This is a genomic window from Chryseobacterium sp. 7, from assembly GCF_003663845.1.
Classification (GTDB): domain Bacteria; phylum Bacteroidota; class Bacteroidia; order Flavobacteriales; family Weeksellaceae; genus Chryseobacterium.
In genome coordinates, this window is the sequence record NZ_RCCA01000001.1 from 2396550 (window position 1) to 2415676 (window position 19127).

Below are 19127 nucleotides of genomic sequence, written 5' to 3' on the forward strand. Positions count from 1 at the left end.
TTAAATTACTTTGAATAATTTTCAAAAAACATTGGGATACTTTCAATTCCTTTATAGAAATTAAATAATCCATAATGCTCGTTTGGAGAGTGGATTGCATCAGAATCCAACCCAAAGCCCATCAATACAGACTTAGCTCCTAAAATCTGCTCAAACATGGCAGTAATCGGAATACTTCCTCCTCCTCTGTACGGAAGAACTTCTTTTCCGAATGCAGATTCCATTGCTTGTTTTGCAGCAGCAAATTCTTTCGTGTCTGTTGGCAGAACGTAAGGCATACCTCCATGGTGAGGGGTTACTTTTACTTTTACAGTATCTGGAGCCATTTTCTCGAAATATTTCGTGAACTTTTCTGTAATCTCCTGTGGAGTCTGGTAAGGAACCAAACGCATAGAAATTTTAGCAAAAGCTTTTGAAGGAATTACTGTTTTCGCCCCTTCTCCTGTATAACCGCCCCAGATTCCGTTGCAGTCTAAAGTAGGACGGATAGATGTTCTTTCTAACGTTGTATATCCTTTTTCTCCTTCAATATTGCTTAATCCGATTGATTTTTTGAATTCTTCAGGATTGTCTTTCAATTTGTTCATTTCAGCTCTTTCTGCGTCTGAAACTGCTTCTACGTTGTCGTAGAATCCGTCAATGGTAATGTGCCCGTTTTCATCAATCAGGTTGGCAATCATTCTTGAAAGAACGTGAATAGGGTTCGGTACTGCTCCGCCATAAAGCCCTGAGTGTAAGTCTCTGTTTGGTCCTTCCACTTCTACTTCTACATAGCTTAAACCTCTTAATCCTGTTGTAACAGTAGGTTGTTCGTTGCTGTAGATATGGGTATCGGAAATCAGGATACAGTCGCAAGCTAGCTTCTCTTTATTTTCATTTACCCAGTCTCCTAAGCTTACAGATCCTACTTCTTCTTCTCCTTCTAAGATAAATTTAACATTGCAAGGAAGAGCATTGGTTTTCATCATGGCTTCAAAAGCCTTCAGATGCATGAAAAACTGTCCTTTATCATCCGCAGAACCTCTTGCGAAGATGGCTCCTTCCGGGTGTAGTTCAGTTTTCTCAATGTAAGGCTCAAAAGGCGGCTTTGTCCATAATTCCAATGGATCTGCCGGCTGAACATCATAATGCCCATATACCAATACTGTAGGTAAATTTTTATCTAAAATCTTTTCCCCGAAAACAATTGGATATCCTTTTGTCTGGCAAACTTCCACATGATCAGCTCCTGCATTCTTAAGGTGTGCAGCCACTACATCTGCACATTTCAAAACGTCATCTTTATACGCCGGATCTGCAGAAATAGAAGGAATTCTCAATAACTCAAATAATTCATCCACGAAACGCTGTTTGTTTTCGTTAATGTAATTTAATGTCTCTTGCATTGTAAAAATTTATTTTGTTAAAATTAAAAAAAATGGCCGGCAGCGACAAACAAAAAGGCAGGATTTTCCAAACCTTTTGTGAATGAGCCCTTTAGTCAGATTTTTTAATAAAAAATGCCCTGCAGAAACAGGGCATTTGTATGTTGTATACTACTAATTAGTGTTCAGCTTTTGGAGCTTCTTTTGCTTCAGCAGGTTTTGCCGCAGCAGTACTGTCTGTTGCATGAGCTTCAGGTTTTGCAGCTTCTTCTTTGTGCCCTTCCGCAGTTGCAGCAGCCTCATGACCATGTCCCTGAGCTTCTCCACCTTTCTGAACGTCATCAGAATATCTTTCTGCTCCTTCTTCTAGTTTTAGAGTATTCTTGTTCCCTCCAGCAGATATTTTTTTACAGCTGACAGCTACAGTTGCAATAGCTAAACATATAATCAATTTTTTCATATGTACAATTTAATTTTTTTAAAAAATCATATGAAACCGCCCTGTTTTTGCTTATTTAAACAGCCTGCGATTTCATCCTTCAATTTTTGATTGCCCAAAATTAAGAAATCCTGCATTTTTCAGCAACATTTTTATACTGATTTTAAAATAATTTTCCCTTTTTTGGATTGTGTAAAAATAAGGTAGTGCTCTCCTCCATCTTTCAGCCCGTATTTCTTTTTGATTTCTTCCGGTTTTAAAGGGTAATTTTTTGAAATGACATTGAACTGTTCTTTCTTTTTAATGCTTTTAGAATCAATAACTTCCATTTCTAAAATTCTTCCGGGAAAGTTTTCATTTTTCTCAGCTGAAGTATACAAATGACTGTTCGGATGAAGCTTTTTCAATCCGAATTTTTGAGAAATTAAATTAAAGACTCCTGCTTTCAAGATGGAGTGATTGGGAATGTAAATGTATTTTTGCGGTTCAGAATATTCTGATTCCGCAGTTTCTTCCTCCCCAAATCTAAATGTAAAGACCGCTTCTTCAGTTTCAAGGTTCACACAGTTGCAGGTAATTCCTTCCATATTTTCGTTGGATAAAAAGACTACAACTTCCTTTACGTCATTTTTCAGAGCAATAATATCAATCCTTGAGATACCGGGCAATACTGAAACAAGATACTTAAGATCAATAAGCGGGGAAAGCTTTATGACCACAAGATCAGAAATAGAGCGTAATTTTTCCTGAATTTCGAGAATATCAGGAGACAGGTCTTCTAAAAGAAAAACTTTGTTTTTTTGCTGGTCTCTTCTGGCCGGATCAAGATAAATAACATCAAAGTGTTCCTGATTTGTCTCCAAAAAATTTTCAAGCTTAAGGTTCATGAACTTTGCCTCACGACCTAAGATATTCCAGTTATTTTCAACGATCTTTAAAAGTTCGGTATTCTGTTCTACCAAAGTGATATTGTCAAAGTTTTGAGACAGATAATAGGCATCAATACCAAAACCACTTGTAAGGTCAATAAATGTTTTTCCTTTCAGAATTTCGGATTTATATAGGGCTGTTTTTTCTGATGATGACTGTTCCAGATTAAGCTGTGGCGGGAAAAGAATGCCTTCCTTCAACAGAAATGGAAATTTTCTCTCTGCTACCTGTTTTCCTTTGATCTGCTGTACAATTTCCTGCATAGAAACCTCTGGAAATGGTGATTTTTTTAATAACAATGAGTGCATATCTGTTTTTAGATTTGCATAGATATAGTGCTGTACTTCTTTATTTAGTAATTTAACCACAGATTTTCACAGATTTACACAGATGATTATCCTTCATTTTTTAGTCTAACTTCCCATTTATCTTTCTAAAAATACTTTTATCAATATAGTCAGTATTAAAGTTAACTAAAATCCCTAATTTTAAATTTGTTAGTTTTAAATATGTTAATAATTGCTGATGATGAATATTTGAGATTTCAGTAACTGCTTTAACTTCAATGATTACTTTATCTTCAACAATTATATCTGCTATAAAACTTGAATCAATAAATACATCTTTAAATTTAATATTCATTGAAACTTGGGTTTGTACTCTTAAACCATTATTTTCCAGTTCATAAGCTAAGACTCTTTCGTAAACTTTCTCCAAAAGACCCGGACCTAGTTCATTGTAAACAGAAAATATAGATTTTCTGATGTAAAAACTTATCTCATTTTCTTTCATTACATTGTATTTATATTAAAAGTACAATATTATGAAATAGCATTACAGTTTCTTAATTTAAACCAAAATTTAAATAGGGACTTATAATTTAATTTTATCTGGGCTTAATTTCACAGAATTGTTCATGTATTAAACTTATGATACAAAAAAATTCACAGATTATTATGAAAATCATCTGTGAAAATCTGTATAATCTGTGGTTAAAAATCTTATTCAAACATTTCTGCCCAACGAACGGCTTTTATTTCTTTTTCGTTGTAAAGATCTTCAATAGACTTTTTAACGTCTAATTTTGGATATAAATTGACTCCTATCAGCTTTATTTTTCCTTCTTCAATCCATTGCTGCTCTTCAATAGCATGATCGTAGATCTTTTTCTGAACAATTCCCTGTTTCAAAAGCTCAAGATATCCTCCAGCTTCTTCTATTTCCACCAATAAATCCCATGCTTTTTCTGCAAACTGACGGGTAATGTCTTCTACATAATAACTTCCGTTGGAAGCGTCTTCAAATACATTAATAATACTTTCGTAAGCCAGAACAATCTGCTGTTTGAAAGAGATTTCCTCTGAGTTATCCGTACTTCTGTCTACAAGATAATTATTGGAAAATACGGCATCAGCACCTCCAATCATTGCAGAAGCAAGTTCCAGCGTGGAACGGATCAGGTTGTTTTCGTTATCAGAAACAGCTTTATTTCGCAATGAAGTCTCTGCAAAAATGTATGGAACTTCATCCAGTCCGTATTCTTTAGAAAGTTGGTTAAAAACGATTTTAAATGCTCTCAGTTTGGCCATTTCAAAGAAATAACTTCCTCCTACGGCTATTCTGAAAATCAGTTTACTTAAAATTTCAGCTCCATATGTCTCTATCAATTCCTTAGTTTTTGCCAAAGCAATACCCAGCTGTTGATAAATAGCAGCACCAGCATTCTGATGCAAGGAAATATCTATACAAATGCTCCTTTTAAATTCTTTCGCCAGCAATTCTTTTACCAGCTGATCATCAATGCTTCCTTCTTTTTCATTAAAAACATCTATCAAAGAAAAATACTGATCTTCTTCTTTAGGACTAATGTGCCCTGCAAGCTCTTTGCTATTAACAAAAATGGTTTTCTGATCAAGATTTTCTACATTCTGATCAAGAACAAATGCAAATACTTCATCTTCCAGACTTTCATGGTATCTAGCTACCAAATGGGTGCTTTCTTCAACTCTGGGAAGGTTTGACAAAGGTTTCTGAACTTCTGTATAAAAAGGCTTTACCTCTACTCCTTCCAGGTTTTGTTTTTCTAAAACAGGGTAAATATCTTCTGTTTTAAGCTGTTTTTTAACTAAATTTTCCCAGTTTGAAAGTATATCTGTATTTGACATTAGTTTTAGTTTAAATGGTGAATTGTCAATGGTGAATTTTGTTTCACAAGTGAATAGTACTATCAGACAAGCTGAATTGCCTATTCATTATTGACGCTTAGCATGCTCTTATTTCTTAGCCACTTTTGTGCTGTCTACCACCAAAATGAAGATCTCTTCATTCGGTTTTTTCATAAAATAATTTTCTCTTGCATACTTTTCTTTTTCTGACTTGTTGTTCATCAGTTTTTTATAAAAAGCATCATTTTTCTCATATTCTTTTTTATAATAATCCAGCTGGTCTTCATATTTATGAATCTCGCCATTCAGTTCATTAATTACAAGAAATGAGGTTTTATCGAAAAAAATCATCCATACCAAAAACAGACAGATCGTAATGGTATACTTGTTCAAAACATATTTCTGGATAAGTTTGAATGTTTCAGATTTCGGCTGAATGTCTTTGATAAGGTTATTTTCTTCCATTTTTTAGTGTTTTTTCAACGAATTTTTAATAACAGTAGTTAAAAAATCAATGGCTACGGAATTCTGCTTCATATTGGGGATAATAAGATCGGCATCATTTTTAGACGGCTCGATGAATTCCTGATGCATTGGTTTTAATGTAGTCTGATAACGGTGTAATACTTCGCTCAAATCTCTTCCCCTTTCCTGGGTATCTCTTCTGATCCTCCTGATCAGTCTTTCATCAGAATCTGCATGAACAAATACTTTCAAATCAAATTCTTTCAGCAATTCTTTGTTGGTAAGAACAAGAATTCCTTCTACTACCAATACGTTTTTAGGTTCTACAGTGACATGATCTCCTGTTCTGGAATGGGTAACAAAGCTATAAATAGGCTGTTCAATAGACTCATTATTTTTTAAAGCTTTTACATGTTTTATCAGTAAGTCAAAGTCTATGGATTTCGGATGGTCATAGTTTAAAGCTTCTCTTTCCGTGAGTGTAAGACCTTGGTTGTCGTGATAATAATTATCCTGAGAGAGGATATTCATTCCCTCAATATCAAGCTGCTGAAGTATCTTATCAACAACTGTAGTTTTGCCGGATCCTGTACCACCGGCAATTCCTATTACAAGCATTGTTTTTTGTTTCTTTATAGTTGGTACAAATATACTATTTTAGATAAAATATGGCAATGTAAGTGTACTGAGAAATTAAAAGATTAAAGCATTTAAAAATTGAAAGATTGCCCGGATGCCCGTTAGTCTTTGTCATTTATCATTATTACTCAACTTTCCTGTCCGGATTTAATAAAAAAAACCGACAAATTGATTGTCGGTTTTTTTATTTTATACGATTTCGCTTGTTAATTCACGCGAAATTAATTTTTCATGCATGGGCTTCAAAACATCCATTGAGCCAGTTTTTACGGTACACTTGCCTTTGTAATGAACCAAAATAGTGCATTGCTCAGCCTGTTCCAGCGTATGCTTGCATATTTCGATCAGGCAGTCTATTACGTAATCAAATGTATGAACATCATCATTATGCAATACCAGTTTATAAACTTCATCTGTATCATCCAGGACAAGGACTTCTTCCTCATACTGACGTTTTGGATTTTCGTAGTCTTTTATGCTGTTATAAAAACTCATTCTCATTCTTTTAAACTTCTCCAATTTTATCTGCTAAATTATCAATAGCATTGGGTTCCTGATATACCAGCTCCACCAGTTCTACACTCTTATTATTCATTTTCAGAATCTTGAAGTGATAATTTTCAAGATCAAACTCCTGGTTTTCTTCAGGAATTTCTTCCAATTCATAAAGAATAAATCCGGCTAATGAATTGTATTCGCTTTCTTCAGAAAGAGGTAGCCTTCTAGGCAGGAACTCATTGATTTCGTCCAAAGGCTGTGTAGCCTGTACCCAATAGGTATTATCAGCTATTTTATCAACTATTTTTTCTTCATCATCTTCTTCATCCTGAATTTCTCCTACAAGCTCCTCAAGAATATCTTCCAGGGTAATAATTCCTTCAGTTCCTCCAAATTCATCAATAACAATGGCAATATGTTGTTTTTTAAGCTGGAACGTTTTCAGTAAGTCTGACACTTTTTTACTTTCTACCACGAAAAATGCATCACGCATTAAATCTTTAAGGTCTTCGTGATCCAGATCTCCTTTTCTCTTCACAAATTCTCTTATAATTTCCTTTGTGTAGAAAATTCCGATTATATTGTCAATAGAGTCAATGTAAACAGGAATACGGGAGTAACCGCTGTCCATAATTTTGTTGATAATATCGTTGACATCTTCTTCAAAGTCTATAGAAGTAATATTCTGTCTTGGAACCATGATCTGCTTGGCAGAGTGATCTGTAAAATCAAATGCATTTTTGATGATCTCATAGTTTTCTTCTTCAATCTCACCGCTGTCTGCACTTTGTTTTACCAAAAGCTGAAGTTCTTCCGTAGAGTGAATTTCCTGTTCGGAAGCGGGGTGAATTTTAACCAGTCTAAGAAAACCGTTTGACATCGAATTCATCAACCATATAAACGGCTTAAAAATTATATAAAAAACTCTCAACGGAACTGCAGTTGCCATTGTAGTTGCTTCAGATTTTCTGATCGCGATTGATTTTGGAATAAGCTCACCGAATACGATGTGCATAATGGTAATTAACACAAAACTGGTTACCACTGAAATTGTCGTAATCGTTGTTTGGGTCAAGTCTATATTAAATGAATGAAAGAGGCTTTCAACCACGTGGTGCAAAGCACTTTCTCCTACCCAACCTAGGGCAAGAGATGCCAATGTAATTCCTAATTGTGTGGCGGAAAGATATTCATCAAGATGCTTGATGATATGTTCTGCCTGTTTTGCCATAGAGTTTCCTTCTGCGGCTTTTAACTGAATTTGTGAGTAACGAACTTTAACAATTGAAAATTCTGCGGCTACGAAAAAGCCATTAAGTAAAACAAGAAATAAGGCCAGCAAAAGCCTGACTATGTCCGAGTCCATTTAGAGATTGTATATATTTTATTAGCTACAAAGATATGTAAAATAAAAATAACCTGAATCCGGGATAGATTATTTTGATACAGGAATTTTTGAAAGAGAAAATTGGCACAATAAAACACCTTTGTTTTTCAATGAAAAAAATAATTGGACCATCTGTTCATTTTTGTAAAAAAGTAAGGTTTTTGAATAGTGTAAAGCAGTTTTTGTCTTCATTAAATAAAAAAGCACCGATAATTTCGGTGCTTTATATTGTATATTTTAAATAATTCTTACGAATTTTTCAAAGCTTCTGCTCCGGAAACAATTTCCAGGATTTCGTTGGTAATGGCAGCCTGTCTTGCTTTGTTGTAGAAGATCTTAAGATCATTTCTCAAAGCTTCTGCATTATCGGTTGCTTTGTGCATTGCTGTCATTCTCGCTCCGTGCTCAGATGCTACTGAATCTAATATTGCTTTGAAAACCTGAGTTTTAATAGACTTAGGAATCAAATTATCCAGGATCTCAGTTCTGTTAGGTTCAAAGATATAATCTGTTTCAACCTGTGGCTCAGTGTTTTCCGGCATTGAGATGGGAAGAAGCTGTTCTGTAGTTACTTCCTGAGTAGCAGCATTAACGAATTTGTTATAGATCACATAAACTTCGTCAAATTTACCTTCTCTGAAACTTGCCATTACACCTTCAGCGATATGAGCAACTGCATCAAAGCTCAGATTATCATAAACAGAACTTCCGTTAGTATATACCGAACGGTTTTTTCTTACAGCATCATATACTTTTTTACCTACAGGAAGAACTTCAATCTCGTATTGAGCATTGTTCTGGAACTGAAGGTTAAGCTCTTTTACGATAGAAGAGTTAAAAGCTCCCGCAAGACCTCTGTTTGAAGTAACAGCGATGAATAGTACTCTTTTAACCTCTCTTTTCTGAGCATATACAGAAATCTGATCAGGATCAGAGCTAGAATTCACATTCTGGATAAGCTCCTGTAATTTTTCAGAATAAGGTCTTAACATTACGATTGCATCCTGTGCTTTTTTAAGTTTCGCTGCGGAAACCATCTTCATAGCACGTGTAATCTGCATCGTAGACGAAATTGACGTAATTCTGCCTCGTATTTCTTTTAAGTTTGCCATTAATTTGGGTTCAAAGTTTAAGGTCTAAAGTTTAAGGTTTAAAACACTACATTTCAAACCTTAAACATTGAATTTTTTAGTTGTATTTAGAAGCTAAATCGTTAGCCGCCTGCTTAAGAACACCTGTAATATCATTGTCGATTTTTCCAGCCTTAATTGCAGCCATTGTATCTGGGTGCTTAGACTTTAGGAACTCGATGTATTCGTGTTGGAATTCTTTAATCTTGTTCAATGGAACGTTTCTCATTAAGTTTTCTGTTCCAGCGTATACAATCGCTACCTGACTTTCTACAGGAAGTGGTGCATTTACCGGCTGCTTAAGGATTTCTACGTTTCTTTCTCCTTTAGAGATAACTGCTAAAGTAGAAGCATCAAGGTCAGAACCGAATTTAGCAAACGCTTCTAGTTCTTTATATTGAGCCTGGTCAAGCTTCAATGTACCAGAAACTTTTTTCATTGATTTGATCTGAGCATTACCTCCTACTCTCGATACAGAGATACCAACGTTGATCGCCGGACGAACCCCTGAGTTGAATAGATCAGACTCCAAGAAGATCTGTCCGTCTGTAATAGAGATTACGTTTGTAGGGATATATGCAGAAACGTCACCAGCCTGAGTTTCGATAATTGGAAGGGCTGTTAATGAACCACCACCTTTTACGATTGGCTTAAGAGACTCTGGCAAATCATTCATTTTCTTAGCAATGTTATCATCAGCGATTACTTTTGCCGCTCTTTCCAATAGTCTTGAGTGAAGGTAGAAAACGTCTCCAGGGTAAGCTTCACGGCCCGGTGGTCTTCTCAATAGTAGAGAAAGCTCACGGTAAGCAACAGCTTGTTTAGATAAATCATCATAAACGATAAGTGCCGGTCTACCAGTGTCTCTGAAGAACTCACCGATAGAAGCTCCTGCCATTGCAGAATATACCTGCATTGGAACCGGATCTGATGCGTTAGCCGCAACGATTACAGTATAAGCTAAAGCTCCTTTATCAGAAAGAGTTTTAACGATTTGTGCTACAGTAGAAGCTTTCTGACCGATAGCAACATATATACAATATACTGGCTGACCAGCATCAAAGAATTCTTTTTGGTTGATGATTGTATCAATAGCAACAGTAGTTTTACCTGTTTGTCTGTCACCAATGATAAGCTCTCTCTGACCTCTTCCTACAGGGATCATCGCATCAATTGCAACGATACCAGACTGTAAAGGCTCAGTTACCGGCTGTCTGAAGATAACTCCAGGAGCCTTTCTTTCCAATGGCATTTCGTATAAATCCCCAGTAATAGGACCTTTACCATCGATAGGGTTACCAAGAGTATCTACTACTCTTCCTAACATACCTTCTCCTACTTTAATAGAAGAGATTCTGTTTGTTCTTCTTACTGTATCACCTTCTTTTACTAATTTACTTTCACCAAGTAGAGCAACACCTACGTTGTCTTCTTCAAGGTTAAGTACAATACCTTCTACATCACTAGAAAATTTCACCAACTCTCCGTATTGTACGTTTTCTAACCCGTATACACGAGCAATACCATCACCGATGGTTAAAACTGTACCTACTTCCTCAACGTTTGATTGAGTATCGAAGTTGGCCAATTGCTGTTTTAAGATCGCAGATACTTCTGCCGGATTTATTTCTGCCATTGTATGGTTGTTTTTCTTAATTTAATTGGAAATCTTTTTTAACTTGGTTCAATTTTGTCTTCACAGACGCGTCTACCTGCTGGTCACCTACTCTTAGAATATATCCACCAAGAATTTCAGGCTTCACATTTACTTTCAGATCAAAGTTTGAATCAGCATTTACAAGATTGGTATATCTTAAAATCTGATCAAGATTTTCTTTTGAAAGCGGAGTTGCTGTAGTAAGTGTTACTCTCTGTACACCACTAAGGTCTTCAACTTTGTTGATGAATTCCTGAGCGATATTTTTCAATTGGCTTTCACGTCCGTGTTTAATAACCAATCTAATCAGGTTCTGAGAAGAAACAGATAAACCTTTGAAAATTTCGTTTGCTACTTCTATTTTCTTTTTAGAATCGATATAAGGAGTCATGAAAAATTTATTTAAGTCCGCAGACACTTTCATGATCTTTACTACATCTTTCATTTCAGAAAATACAGTAGCCGTTTGACCTGATTCGTTTGTAAAATCAAGTAAACCTTGTGCGTATCTTTTAGCTACTTTAGATGTAAGCATTCTTAGTTAAGGTTTGATTTGTTTAAATAATTTTGAACTAATTCGTTTTGAGCTTCGCTGTTGTCTAATTTTTGTTTCAAAATAGACTCTGCGATGTTTACAGATAAAGTACCAATTTGAGTTTTGATGTCTGCCATAGCAGCATTTTTCTCAGCATTGATCGTCTGTTTAGCAGCTTCGATCATTTTGTCTCCTTCAGCTTTAGCAACATCTTTAGCTTCTCCTACGATTCTGTCTTTAATTTCTCTGGCTTCTTTAAGGATAGCATCTCTTTCGATTTTAGCTTCACGAATGATTCTTTCGTTATCCTCTTTTAAAGTTTCCATTTCTTTTCTAGCTAATTTAGCTTGATTAAGAGCGTCAACAATAGATGTTTCTCTGTCATTGATAGACTTTAAAATAGGTTTCCAAGCGAATTTACCTAACAAAAATAATAATGCTAGAAAAATAACAGACTGGATAATAAATAATCCTGATGAAAACTGATGAATTAATTCCATTATATAAATGTATAAATAATTATTACTTTTTTTAAAGAACCATTATCTGTAACCAACCGTCACAGATAATGGTTTGAGTTTAATTAGTTTACTGCGAATAGAGCAGCAAACGCAACACCTTCTACAAGTGCAGCTGCGATAAGCATAGCTGTTTGGATTTTTCCAGATTGCTCAGGTTGTCTAGCGATAGCTTCAAGAGCAGCAGCTCCGATTTTACCAAGACCGATACCTACACCTAGTACTACGATACCAGCACCTACAATTTTAGGGATTTCCATAATATATAATTTTAAAAAATTTGTTTTACTTAATTTATAATTTCAATTAGTGAGCAGCATGATGTTCGTGCTCGTGCTCTTCTACTGCCATTCCGATAAACAGAGCAGATAACATTGTAAAGATATAAGCCTGTAGGAACGCTACCAATACCTCAAGTAAATAAATTACTAATGTAAGGAACGGGAATGCTACACCTGCGATGAAATTCTTGAATACATAGATCAATCCGATCAAACTCATTACTACGATGTGACCTGCCGTCATGTTGGCAAAAAGTCGGATCATCAATGCGAAAGGTTTAGTGATTGTCCCCAATAATTCGATTGGAAGCATGATTAACTTCATTGGAACCGGTACTCCTGGCATCCAGAAGATATGTTTCCAGTAATCTTTGTTAGCTGAGAACGTTGTAATCAAATAAGTAAGGATTGCAAGGAAGAATGTCATGGTAATATTACCTGTCACATTAATTCCGAAAGGCATTAATCCTAAAACGTTAAGGAAAAGAATAAAGAAGAATACAGTTAACAAATAACCCATAAATCTCTTATACTTGTGTCCGATATTTGGAATAGCAACTTCATCTCTTACGAAAATGATTAGCGGCTCTAAAAATCTTGCAGCTCCAGTAGGAACAACTGATTTTTTATAAGACTTAGCCATACCTCCGAATAACACCAACATAAAGATTGATACTAATAAAATAATCAGTACACTTTTTGTAATAGAAAGATCTAATGGCTTTTCGTTTGTTGGGTGACCATGATCATCTAAAGTGATAGTTCCAGCTGCATCAGTCTTATAGATTTTCTCGTGGTGCAACACATAAAAAGAACCGTCTATCTCAGTAGGCTCTCCGTGCATAAACCCTTCTTTGTTACTCATGAAGGCGTGAAAACCGTTGTCATATACAATAACAGGAAGAGGAAAACCGATGTGGTGACCATCTTTATCAACCATCAATGTGAAATCATGTGCATCCAACAAGTGATGATCGATGAACTCTTTGTTTTCTTTGCTTACTTTGTCTTTCTCTGAAAGCTCTTGAGCAGGAGCTGTGCCAGCAGTAGCCTCACCGTGCTGTGCAGACACTAAGTTTAATACAAAAATACTGTAGAATAAAACTGCGAATTTCTTAAACATTGATAGGTTTTTTTCGTTGTGCAAAAATATGATATTTTTTCTAGTTTCAATAAATTATTTTACTGTTTTTTATCATGATTAATCAGCTTGATGGCATAGTATGTAAGCAGGGCTGTCAGGACAAAATACGGGATAATAAAATGAAATTTATAGCCTGGAATCACTTCAAAGTTCAGTTTCTTTCTGATTAAGTACATTAAACCGAATTTTAAAAGGATCAAACCAATGACAGACAATCCTAAAAATTCCGGTGCCACTCTATTAATTAAAATAATAAGAGTAATCATCATCATAAACATGACGCTCAGAAAAAGATAAAATTTAATGATCACAATTTCATTCAGGTGAAAAACAAATTTCCAAAGGGAAAAGTGCACCAGAAACGTCAGGAAGAATAAAATGACAACAAGAATATTGGGATTGATTTTCATTCTAAATTTTAATTGATCGCAAAAATAGACTTTTTCTATCGTATTATGATAAGATTTGATATATATCATTTTTTCTTATATATATAATATTACGTTCCGGACACTTTAGATATCCCAAAAATTCCTTATTTTTGCAAACCTATAATTTACAATAAATATGTTTAATAGTTTACAGGATAAATTAGATAAGGCATTACATAATATTTCCGGGAGAGGAAAAATTACTGAAATCAATGTAGCGGAAACCGTAAAGGAGATCCGTAGAGCATTGGTAGATGCCGACGTTAACTATAAAGTTGCAAAAGATCTTACTAAAAGAGTTCAGGATAAAGCATTAGGAGAGAATGTTCTTACTTCCCTTACTCCGGGACAGTTGATGACAAAAATTGTTCATGATGAATTGGTAGACCTGATGGGAGGTTCTCAGGAGGGAATCAATCTTTCAGGAAAACCTTCTGTAATCCTTATTGCTGGTCTCCAGGGATCCGGTAAGACTACTTTCTCAGGAAAACTTGCTCATTATTTACAAACAAAAAGAAATAAAAAACCTTTATTGGTAGCATGTGACGTTTACCGTCCTGCAGCGATTGACCAGCTGAAAGTACTGGGAGGACAAATTAATGTTCCTGTTTATACTGAAGAAGGTGCTACCAATCCGTCTACGATTGCTGAAAATGCGATCAATTTTGCAAAAGCCAACAACCATGATGTTGTAATTGTGGATACGGCTGGTCGTTTGGCGATTGATGAGCAGATGATGAACGAGATCAAATCTGTTCATTACTTCATTAAACCAAATGAAACCCTATTTGTTGTTGACTCAATGACAGGTCAGGATGCTGTGAATACGGCAAAAGCATTCAACGATGCTTTGAACTTTGACGGAGTTGTTTTAACAAAATTAGATGGTGATACAAGAGGGGGTGCTGCATTAACGATCCGTTCTGTGGTTGAAAAACCTATCAAATTTATCTCTACAGGAGAAAAAATGGAAGCTTTAGACCTTTTCTACCCGGAAAGGATGGCAGACAGAATCCTGGGAATGGGAGACGTTGTTTCCCTAGTAGAAAGAGCTCAGGAGCAGTTTGATGAAGAAGAAGCGAAGAAACTTCACAAGAAAATTGCTAAAAACGAGTTCGGTTTCGATGATTTCCTTAAGCAGATCAACCAGATCAAGAAGATGGGTAACATGAAAGATTTGATGGGAATGATTCCTGGAGTTGGAAAAGCAATTAAGGATGTGGAAATCAGTGATGATGCATTCAAACACATTGAAGCGATCATCTATTCTATGACCCCTGAAGAAAGAAGAAGACCTTCTATCATCAATACTCAGAGAAAAGGAAGAATTGCTAAAGGTGCCGGAAGAAAAGTTGAGGATGTAAACCAGTTGATGAAACAGTTTGATCAAATGGGTAAAATGATGAAGATGATGCAGGGGCCTCAAGGAAAGCAAATGATGCAGATGATGAGCAAAATGCCGAACATGCCTGGAATGGGCGGAATGTTTGGAAAATAAGAAAGACAAAATTATTCATAGAAAAACTCTCAGAATTTCTGAGAGTTTTTATTTTTATATGAAGATCTGTTTATTTAAACTTATATCCTATTCCTAATTGGAAGAAATTCATTTTTAATGTTTCTCCATCTACAGGATTTTTAATCATATTCGTTAGGCCAAAGCTGTAGCGTGCATCCACAAACAATCCTTTATGAATATTGTAATCAGCTCCTAAGAATAAACCGAAATCTGTAGATTTTAAACCATCATTCAGTTCTCTTTCCAAATAGCGTTCTCCTTCTTTAAGTCCGGAAGGATCTACCATACCAGCATTAGGACCACTTACTTCAAATTTTGCTTTATTATTCGTTTTAAAGCTCACATAGGGACCCGCATAAATTCCCAGTTTCGGAGTTGCATAATATCTTGCAGATACAGGAATAACAATTCTGTTAAGGTTCATCTTTTCAGTTAAGGTAATACCTGTACCCGGTATTCCTTCCGCCAAGATTGGCATATTCTACCTCTCCCTGAACAGCAAACTTATTATTGAATTTATGCTCAACCAAGCCTCCGATATAAAACCCTGATTTGGATTTTAAACTTGCTTCGAATCCACCAAATTCAAAATCACCCTCACTGGAATTCAATTTTGATAAAGCATAACCGGCTTTTACACCGAATGTAGTTTGTGCATTCAGGCCTGCAAATAAAGCGATTGCAGACACCAATAAGATTTTTTTCATGATTATTATATTAATTAGTTTTTAAACTTAAAAAGCCTAAGATAGCTTTCAGCAGGCTAATGTATATATTTTGTGTATTATTTTGCAAATATATATTTTACTCCAAAGGTAACTGCAGCTAAATTGAGATCAAATTTGTAGCTGTTATTCCTTTTAGCACCATCAATATCTCTTTTGTAGGTATTGTATCCAAACTCCCCTATTGTAGCTTCAATGGACCAGTTTTTATTAACGAAATAATCCAATCCCGGCTTGACATTCACTCCAATATTGATATAGTTATTCTTTCTTGAAAATGAAGGAGCGAGAAGAGGATCCCCCATGAAGATTTCACTGTTTGATTCCAGTTTTTCCTGGCCAAACTCCAACGGAATCTGTAGTTGTCCAAAGATATATAAGTTTTCAGATAAAGTCCAGTATTTTCTCACAAACGGAGCTACTACAAATGCATTATTGGTTTCTTTTATTTCCAGCTCATTGCTGAAGAAGTCACCACCTACATCATACTTTGTAACAGCACTTTTATATCCTACACCCAATCCTACTGCTAAATTATTAGTCACAAAATACCCCACTGTAGGAAGAATTTTGATAACATCATCCTTTCTGGCACTGTTATAATAGGCATTATTTTCACTGTGATTGTACTCTACCTGTCCTGAAAGGTAAGTTTTTCCTTTAGCAATCTGTGCGTTTGATAAACCGAAAAGCGCAACAGCGCTCATCAATAGGATTTTTTTCATGGTTTTATATTAGTTTTACAGAAAAAAAGCCCTAAGAGTTTCTCAGGGCTTTCTTGCTATATGCTTTGTTTATTATTTTGCAAATACATATTTAACTCCGAAAGTTACAGAAGATAAATTCAATCCGAAGTTATAGTTGTTTGTAGCATCACCACCTTTTGGTTTGTAGTTGCTATAACCGAACTCACCGATAGTAGCTTCGATAGACCAGTTCTTGTTTAAGAAATAATCTAAACCTGGTTTAACAGTTACACCAATTTTAGTGTATTTAGCTTCAGATGAAGTAGAGCTAGATGCCACAGAAGTTCCTGAACCTGTTGTAGTTGTAGCTACAGAACTAGTTTCAGTTTCAGTTTTTCCGAACTGCATTGGTACTGCTAACTGTCCGAAGAAATATAACTTGTCAGATAAAGTCCAATACTTTCTTACGAATGGAGCAACAACGAATGCTGGAGTTTTAACTACGTTCTCGTTTACGATTGTAGTGTTTCCTAGAGTTGTAGTAGTAGATACAGTATTCTTTTCAGTTTGGTATCCTACACCTAATCCGATTGCTAAGTTAGTGTTTACGAAATATCCAACTGTAGGTAATACGTTGAAGTTTTCTTTTTTATCGTTACCGTTGTTAGATTCTACTTGAGAATAACCAACAGATCCTGATAAATATGTAGTTCCTTTAGCAATCTGAGCGTTTGATAAACCGAAAAGTGCAACTGCACCCGCTAATAATATTTTTTTCATTGTAAAAAATTTTAATACTTTCTGAGGGCAAATTTACAGTGGTACCCACTAATATTAAAATTTGTTAATGTGATTAATATCATTGTTAAAATTTAAGGTTTTGTAATAATAAATCATACTTAAGAGAAGTTATTGAGTTTTTCACAATATTATGAATAAAAAAACTCTATTTTTTCAACAAGACTTAAATATATTTACTTTTTCAAATTTTTCATTTTTTTGTAAAAGCCCATGAATTCAGAGGAAACTCTAAAATTAATTAACCTAAAATATTAATATCTAAGTTATTATCTCTTAAAATTTAAACATTTGTTTATATTCAAGGCTGTTTTCACCTTTTCCTAATGGCTGTAAATGTGTTATTTCAAAAATTTCTGAGTACAAATCTGTACAGCGCATTTATAATAATATAGAAAACTCCGGCCTTCGGCCGGAGTTTTCTATATCCATTTGCTTTCTTATTTAATAAAGAAATTATAACCAAGGTTAACAGCTCCTACATTCCAGCTGTATCTTCCCCATCCCGGAAGATCACGTTTATTGCTGATAGATTGGTAACCGATGTACAGCTCTCCTTTAGACATTTGGTATCCAAATTTAGGTTGCGCATAGAAACCTCCATCTACTCCATCTTTTGTAGAAATACCGTATCCTAAGTCTAAACCTACAAAGATAGGTGCGCCGGAGAATCTGTATTTTCCGGACACTGCTACAGGAACAAATCCGAAATCATCAAAATGATCTTTTCCGAAGAAATGAGAATATCCTGTGGTTACCCCAAGATCAAGCCCTTTGGCAATATTCCACATATATGCCGCATCTACTCCTAATGTAAATGAAGATACATCACTTGCATCAGACACAGGAATGCCAATATGTCCTCCAATTTTAAAACCTTCCTGCGCTTGAGCAGCACCTCCTAGAAGTGCAAAAGCACCTAGTAATAATAGTTTTTTCATTTTTTTAGTAGCTTTAAATTACGGTGCAAAAATACTAATTATTTTTCATCAGATAGAGGATCCATATGAATGATATACCATAAAATAAAAATCAGGACAATTTTTGTCCTGATTTTTTTATTATTTCTGGGTAAAATTTTCAGAATTAGTTTCCTCCAAATTTGAATCCTACACCTACCTGCACAAAGCTGTTAGTTAGCTTTTCATTCCCTTCTGCATGCTTAGCAAGGTTAGAAACACCAAGGTTATATCTTGCATCAAAGAACAATCCGTTTTCCAATGCATATTCAGCACCAAGGAATGGAGCAATATTCAAAGTATTCATCTGATCTTTGATATCTCTTTCGTCATTAGCATCAATTTCAAATCCTGGAATTCCAAACCCGAAATCAGCAGTAAGCTTTTGCTTAGCAGAAAGAATTACTCCGAAGCTTGCTCCCGCAGAAACAGACAATCCTTCAGTGATAAAATACTTAGCAGAGATAGGCACTAATAAAGTGTGAAAAGTCTGCTTTGCTTTTACATTTAAAAAAGTAGTAGGATCATCCGGATCAGCTTCAGCTACGTTTACTTTTCCTCCTAGTGGAGAATACAAAAGTTCTCCCTGAAGAGCAAATTTATCACTCAGCTTATATTCAGCAATACCTCCAATATAAAATGTGTGTAAAGGATCTGAAGTTTCAGACTGTCCGTCACCCTTCAATTTAATGGTAGAGTAAGAGTATCCGGCTTTTGGACCAAAACGAAATTCTTGTGCGTTAGCAGAAATTCCCATAACAGCGACTGCTGCAACTAGTAAAAGTTTTTTCATGTTTAATTAGTTTTTACATCTAAGGACTGCAAAACTAATTAATTTTTTCAAATTAACAAATTTT

General features: G+C 35.2%; 23 protein-coding genes. 1 reads left to right on the plus strand and 22 read right to left on the minus strand.

The window, feature by feature from the left end; translation table 11 throughout:
* Nucleotides 1–5: 5 nt before the first annotated feature.
* The 16 genes from CLU97_RS11050 to CLU97_RS11125 all read right to left on the minus strand — a co-directional run bounded on the left by CLU97_RS11050 (nucleotide 6) and on the right by CLU97_RS11125 (nucleotide 13562).
* Nucleotides 6–1385, minus strand: coding sequence for a dipeptidase (locus tag CLU97_RS11050; RefSeq protein ID WP_121487975.1), 1380 nt, complete (start codon nucleotides 1383–1385; stop codon nucleotides 6–8).
* A gap of 157 nt (nucleotides 1386–1542) precedes the next feature.
* Nucleotides 1543–1824, minus strand: coding sequence for a hypothetical protein (locus CLU97_RS11055; protein WP_121487976.1), 282 nt, complete (start codon nucleotides 1822–1824; stop codon nucleotides 1543–1545).
* A gap of 131 nt (nucleotides 1825–1955) precedes the next feature.
* Nucleotides 1956–3041, minus strand: coding sequence for a class I SAM-dependent methyltransferase (locus CLU97_RS11060; RefSeq protein WP_121489715.1), 1086 nt, complete (start codon nucleotides 3039–3041; stop codon nucleotides 1956–1958).
* Nucleotides 3042–3141: 100 nt separating this feature from the next.
* Nucleotides 3142–3525 (minus strand): GxxExxY protein, encoded by a 384-nt coding sequence (locus tag CLU97_RS11065; RefSeq protein WP_121487977.1) that lies wholly within the window; start codon nucleotides 3523–3525, stop codon nucleotides 3142–3144.
* A gap of 209 nt (nucleotides 3526–3734) precedes the next feature.
* Entirely contained in the window at nucleotides 3735–4898 is a 1164-nt protein-coding gene (locus CLU97_RS11070) for a methylmalonyl-CoA mutase family protein (RefSeq protein WP_121487978.1), read from the minus strand.
* A 108-nt stretch (nucleotides 4899–5006) separates the two neighbouring features.
* Nucleotides 5007–5363 (minus strand): FtsB family cell division protein, encoded by a 357-nt coding sequence (locus CLU97_RS11075; RefSeq protein ID WP_034697620.1) that lies wholly within the window; start codon nucleotides 5361–5363, stop codon nucleotides 5007–5009.
* 3 nt (nucleotides 5364–5366) lie between these two features.
* Nucleotides 5367–5981 (minus strand): uridine kinase, encoded by a 615-nt coding sequence (gene udk, locus CLU97_RS11080; protein ID WP_034697618.1) that lies wholly within the window; start codon nucleotides 5979–5981, stop codon nucleotides 5367–5369.
* A gap of 210 nt (nucleotides 5982–6191) precedes the next feature.
* On the minus strand, nucleotides 6192–6497 hold the full coding sequence (locus CLU97_RS11085) for an ATP-dependent Clp protease adaptor ClpS (protein WP_089692611.1): 306 nt from the start codon (nucleotides 6495–6497) through the stop codon (nucleotides 6192–6194).
* 10 nt (nucleotides 6498–6507) lie between these two features.
* Nucleotides 6508–7866 carry a hemolysin family protein gene (locus CLU97_RS11090; RefSeq protein ID WP_121487979.1) on the minus strand — a complete coding sequence of 453 codons (1359 nt, stop codon included), beginning with the start codon at nucleotides 7864–7866 and terminating at the stop codon, nucleotides 6508–6510.
* 269 nt (nucleotides 7867–8135) lie between these two features.
* On the minus strand, nucleotides 8136–8999 hold the full coding sequence (gene atpG / locus CLU97_RS11095) for an ATP synthase F1 subunit gamma (RefSeq protein ID WP_121487980.1): 864 nt from the start codon (nucleotides 8997–8999) through the stop codon (nucleotides 8136–8138).
* Nucleotides 9000–9075: 76 nt separating this feature from the next.
* Nucleotides 9076–10653: a F0F1 ATP synthase subunit alpha gene (atpA, locus tag CLU97_RS11100; RefSeq protein WP_121487981.1), complete on the minus strand. Its 1578-nt coding sequence runs from the start codon at nucleotides 10651–10653 to the stop codon at nucleotides 9076–9078.
* A gap of 16 nt (nucleotides 10654–10669) precedes the next feature.
* Nucleotides 10670–11209 (minus strand): ATP synthase F1 subunit delta, encoded by a 540-nt coding sequence (gene atpH, locus CLU97_RS11105; protein WP_121487982.1) that lies wholly within the window; start codon nucleotides 11207–11209, stop codon nucleotides 10670–10672.
* 2 nt (nucleotides 11210–11211) lie between these two features.
* Nucleotides 11212–11709, minus strand: coding sequence for a F0F1 ATP synthase subunit B (locus CLU97_RS11110; protein WP_002979110.1), 498 nt, complete (start codon nucleotides 11707–11709; stop codon nucleotides 11212–11214).
* An 83-nt stretch (nucleotides 11710–11792) separates the two neighbouring features.
* Nucleotides 11793–11987 (minus strand): ATP synthase F0 subunit C, encoded by a 195-nt coding sequence (gene atpE / locus CLU97_RS11115; RefSeq protein ID WP_002979108.1) that lies wholly within the window; start codon nucleotides 11985–11987, stop codon nucleotides 11793–11795.
* Nucleotides 11988–12033: 46 nt separating this feature from the next.
* Nucleotides 12034–13131, minus strand: coding sequence for a F0F1 ATP synthase subunit A (gene atpB, locus CLU97_RS11120; RefSeq protein WP_121487983.1), 1098 nt, complete (start codon nucleotides 13129–13131; stop codon nucleotides 12034–12036).
* Between the two features lie 59 nt (nucleotides 13132–13190).
* Nucleotides 13191–13562, minus strand: coding sequence for a hypothetical protein (locus CLU97_RS11125; protein WP_121487984.1), 372 nt, complete (start codon nucleotides 13560–13562; stop codon nucleotides 13191–13193).
* Nucleotides 13563–13719: 157 nt separating this feature from the next.
* Here CLU97_RS11125 and ffh point away from each other — a divergent pair, with 157 nt between their 5' ends.
* Complete coding sequence (gene ffh / locus CLU97_RS11130) at nucleotides 13720–15081, plus strand: signal recognition particle protein (RefSeq protein WP_121487985.1); 1362 nt, start codon at nucleotides 13720–13722, stop codon at nucleotides 15079–15081.
* 70 nt (nucleotides 15082–15151) lie between these two features.
* On the opposite strand, the gene CLU97_RS11135 is transcribed toward ffh, so the two are convergent.
* The 6 genes from CLU97_RS11135 to CLU97_RS11160 all read right to left on the minus strand — a co-directional run bounded on the left by CLU97_RS11135 (nucleotide 15152) and on the right by CLU97_RS11160 (nucleotide 19063).
* Nucleotides 15152–15571 (minus strand): outer membrane beta-barrel protein, encoded by a 420-nt coding sequence (locus CLU97_RS11135; protein WP_183084550.1) that lies wholly within the window; start codon nucleotides 15569–15571, stop codon nucleotides 15152–15154.
* Nucleotides 15531–15809 carry a hypothetical protein gene (locus tag CLU97_RS11140; protein WP_121487987.1) on the minus strand — a complete coding sequence of 93 codons (279 nt, stop codon included), beginning with the start codon at nucleotides 15807–15809 and terminating at the stop codon, nucleotides 15531–15533. The genes CLU97_RS11135 and CLU97_RS11140 overlap by 41 nt, the downstream gene beginning before the upstream one ends.
* Before the next feature lie 77 nt (nucleotides 15810–15886).
* Nucleotides 15887–16552, minus strand: a complete 666-nt coding sequence (locus CLU97_RS11145; RefSeq protein WP_121487988.1) for an outer membrane beta-barrel protein — start codon at nucleotides 16550–16552, stop codon at nucleotides 15887–15889.
* Between the two features lie 72 nt (nucleotides 16553–16624).
* A complete protein-coding gene (locus CLU97_RS11150; protein WP_121487989.1) occupies nucleotides 16625–17293 on the minus strand; it encodes an outer membrane beta-barrel protein in 669 nt (222 codons plus the stop codon).
* A gap of 458 nt (nucleotides 17294–17751) precedes the next feature.
* Entirely contained in the window at nucleotides 17752–18252 is a 501-nt protein-coding gene (locus tag CLU97_RS11155) for a hypothetical protein (RefSeq protein WP_121487990.1), read from the minus strand.
* A 145-nt stretch (nucleotides 18253–18397) separates the two neighbouring features.
* Entirely contained in the window at nucleotides 18398–19063 is a 666-nt protein-coding gene (locus CLU97_RS11160; RefSeq protein WP_121487991.1) for a porin family protein, read from the minus strand.
* Nucleotides 19064–19127: the final 64 nt, after the last annotated feature.

Coding starts and splice junctions, on each gene's coding strand:
- CLU97_RS11050 (WP_121487975.1), bottom strand. CDS start 1,385: ATGCAAGAGACATTAAATTACATTAACGAAAACAAACAGCGTTTCGTG.
- CLU97_RS11055 (WP_121487976.1), bottom strand. CDS start 1,824: ATGAAAAAATTGATTATATGTTTAGCTATTGCAACTGTAGCTGTCAGC.
- CLU97_RS11060 (WP_121489715.1), bottom strand. CDS start 3,041: ATGCACTCATTGTTATTAAAAAAATCACCATTTCCAGAGGTTTCTATG.
- CLU97_RS11065 (WP_121487977.1), bottom strand. CDS start 3,525: ATGAAAGAAAATGAGATAAGTTTTTACATCAGAAAATCTATATTTTCT.
- CLU97_RS11070 (WP_121487978.1), bottom strand. CDS start 4,898: ATGTCAAATACAGATATACTTTCAAACTGGGAAAATTTAGTTAAAAAA.
- CLU97_RS11075 (WP_034697620.1), bottom strand. CDS start 5,363: ATGGAAGAAAATAACCTTATCAAAGACATTCAGCCGAAATCTGAAACA.
- udk (WP_034697618.1), bottom strand. CDS start 5,981: ATGCTTGTAATAGGAATTGCCGGTGGTACAGGATCCGGCAAAACTACA.
- CLU97_RS11085 (WP_089692611.1), bottom strand. CDS start 6,497: ATGAGTTTTTATAACAGCATAAAAGACTACGAAAATCCAAAACGTCAG.
- CLU97_RS11090 (WP_121487979.1), bottom strand. CDS start 7,866: ATGGACTCGGACATAGTCAGGCTTTTGCTGGCCTTATTTCTTGTTTTA.
- atpG (WP_121487980.1), bottom strand. CDS start 8,999: ATGGCAAACTTAAAAGAAATACGAGGCAGAATTACGTCAATTTCGTCT.
- atpA (WP_121487981.1), bottom strand. CDS start 10,653: ATGGCAGAAATAAATCCGGCAGAAGTATCTGCGATCTTAAAACAGCAA.
- atpH (WP_121487982.1), bottom strand. CDS start 11,209: ATGCTTACATCTAAAGTAGCTAAAAGATACGCACAAGGTTTACTTGAT.
- CLU97_RS11110 (WP_002979110.1), bottom strand. CDS start 11,709: ATGGAATTAATTCATCAGTTTTCATCAGGATTATTTATTATCCAGTCT.
- atpE (WP_002979108.1), bottom strand. CDS start 11,987: ATGGAAATCCCTAAAATTGTAGGTGCTGGTATCGTAGTACTAGGTGTA.
- atpB (WP_121487983.1), bottom strand. CDS start 13,131: ATGTTTAAGAAATTCGCAGTTTTATTCTACAGTATTTTTGTATTAAAC.
- CLU97_RS11125 (WP_121487984.1), bottom strand. CDS start 13,562: ATGAAAATCAATCCCAATATTCTTGTTGTCATTTTATTCTTCCTGACG.
- ffh (WP_121487985.1), top strand. CDS start 13,720: ATGTTTAATAGTTTACAGGATAAATTAGATAAGGCATTACATAATATT.
- CLU97_RS11140 (WP_121487987.1), bottom strand. CDS start 15,809: ATGAAAAAAATCTTATTGGTGTCTGCAATCGCTTTATTTGCAGGCCTG.
- CLU97_RS11145 (WP_121487988.1), bottom strand. CDS start 16,552: ATGAAAAAAATCCTATTGATGAGCGCTGTTGCGCTTTTCGGTTTATCA.
- CLU97_RS11150 (WP_121487989.1), bottom strand. CDS start 17,293: ATGAAAAAAATATTATTAGCGGGTGCAGTTGCACTTTTCGGTTTATCA.
- CLU97_RS11155 (WP_121487990.1), bottom strand. CDS start 18,252: ATGAAAAAACTATTATTACTAGGTGCTTTTGCACTTCTAGGAGGTGCT.
- CLU97_RS11160 (WP_121487991.1), bottom strand. CDS start 19,063: ATGAAAAAACTTTTACTAGTTGCAGCAGTCGCTGTTATGGGAATTTCT.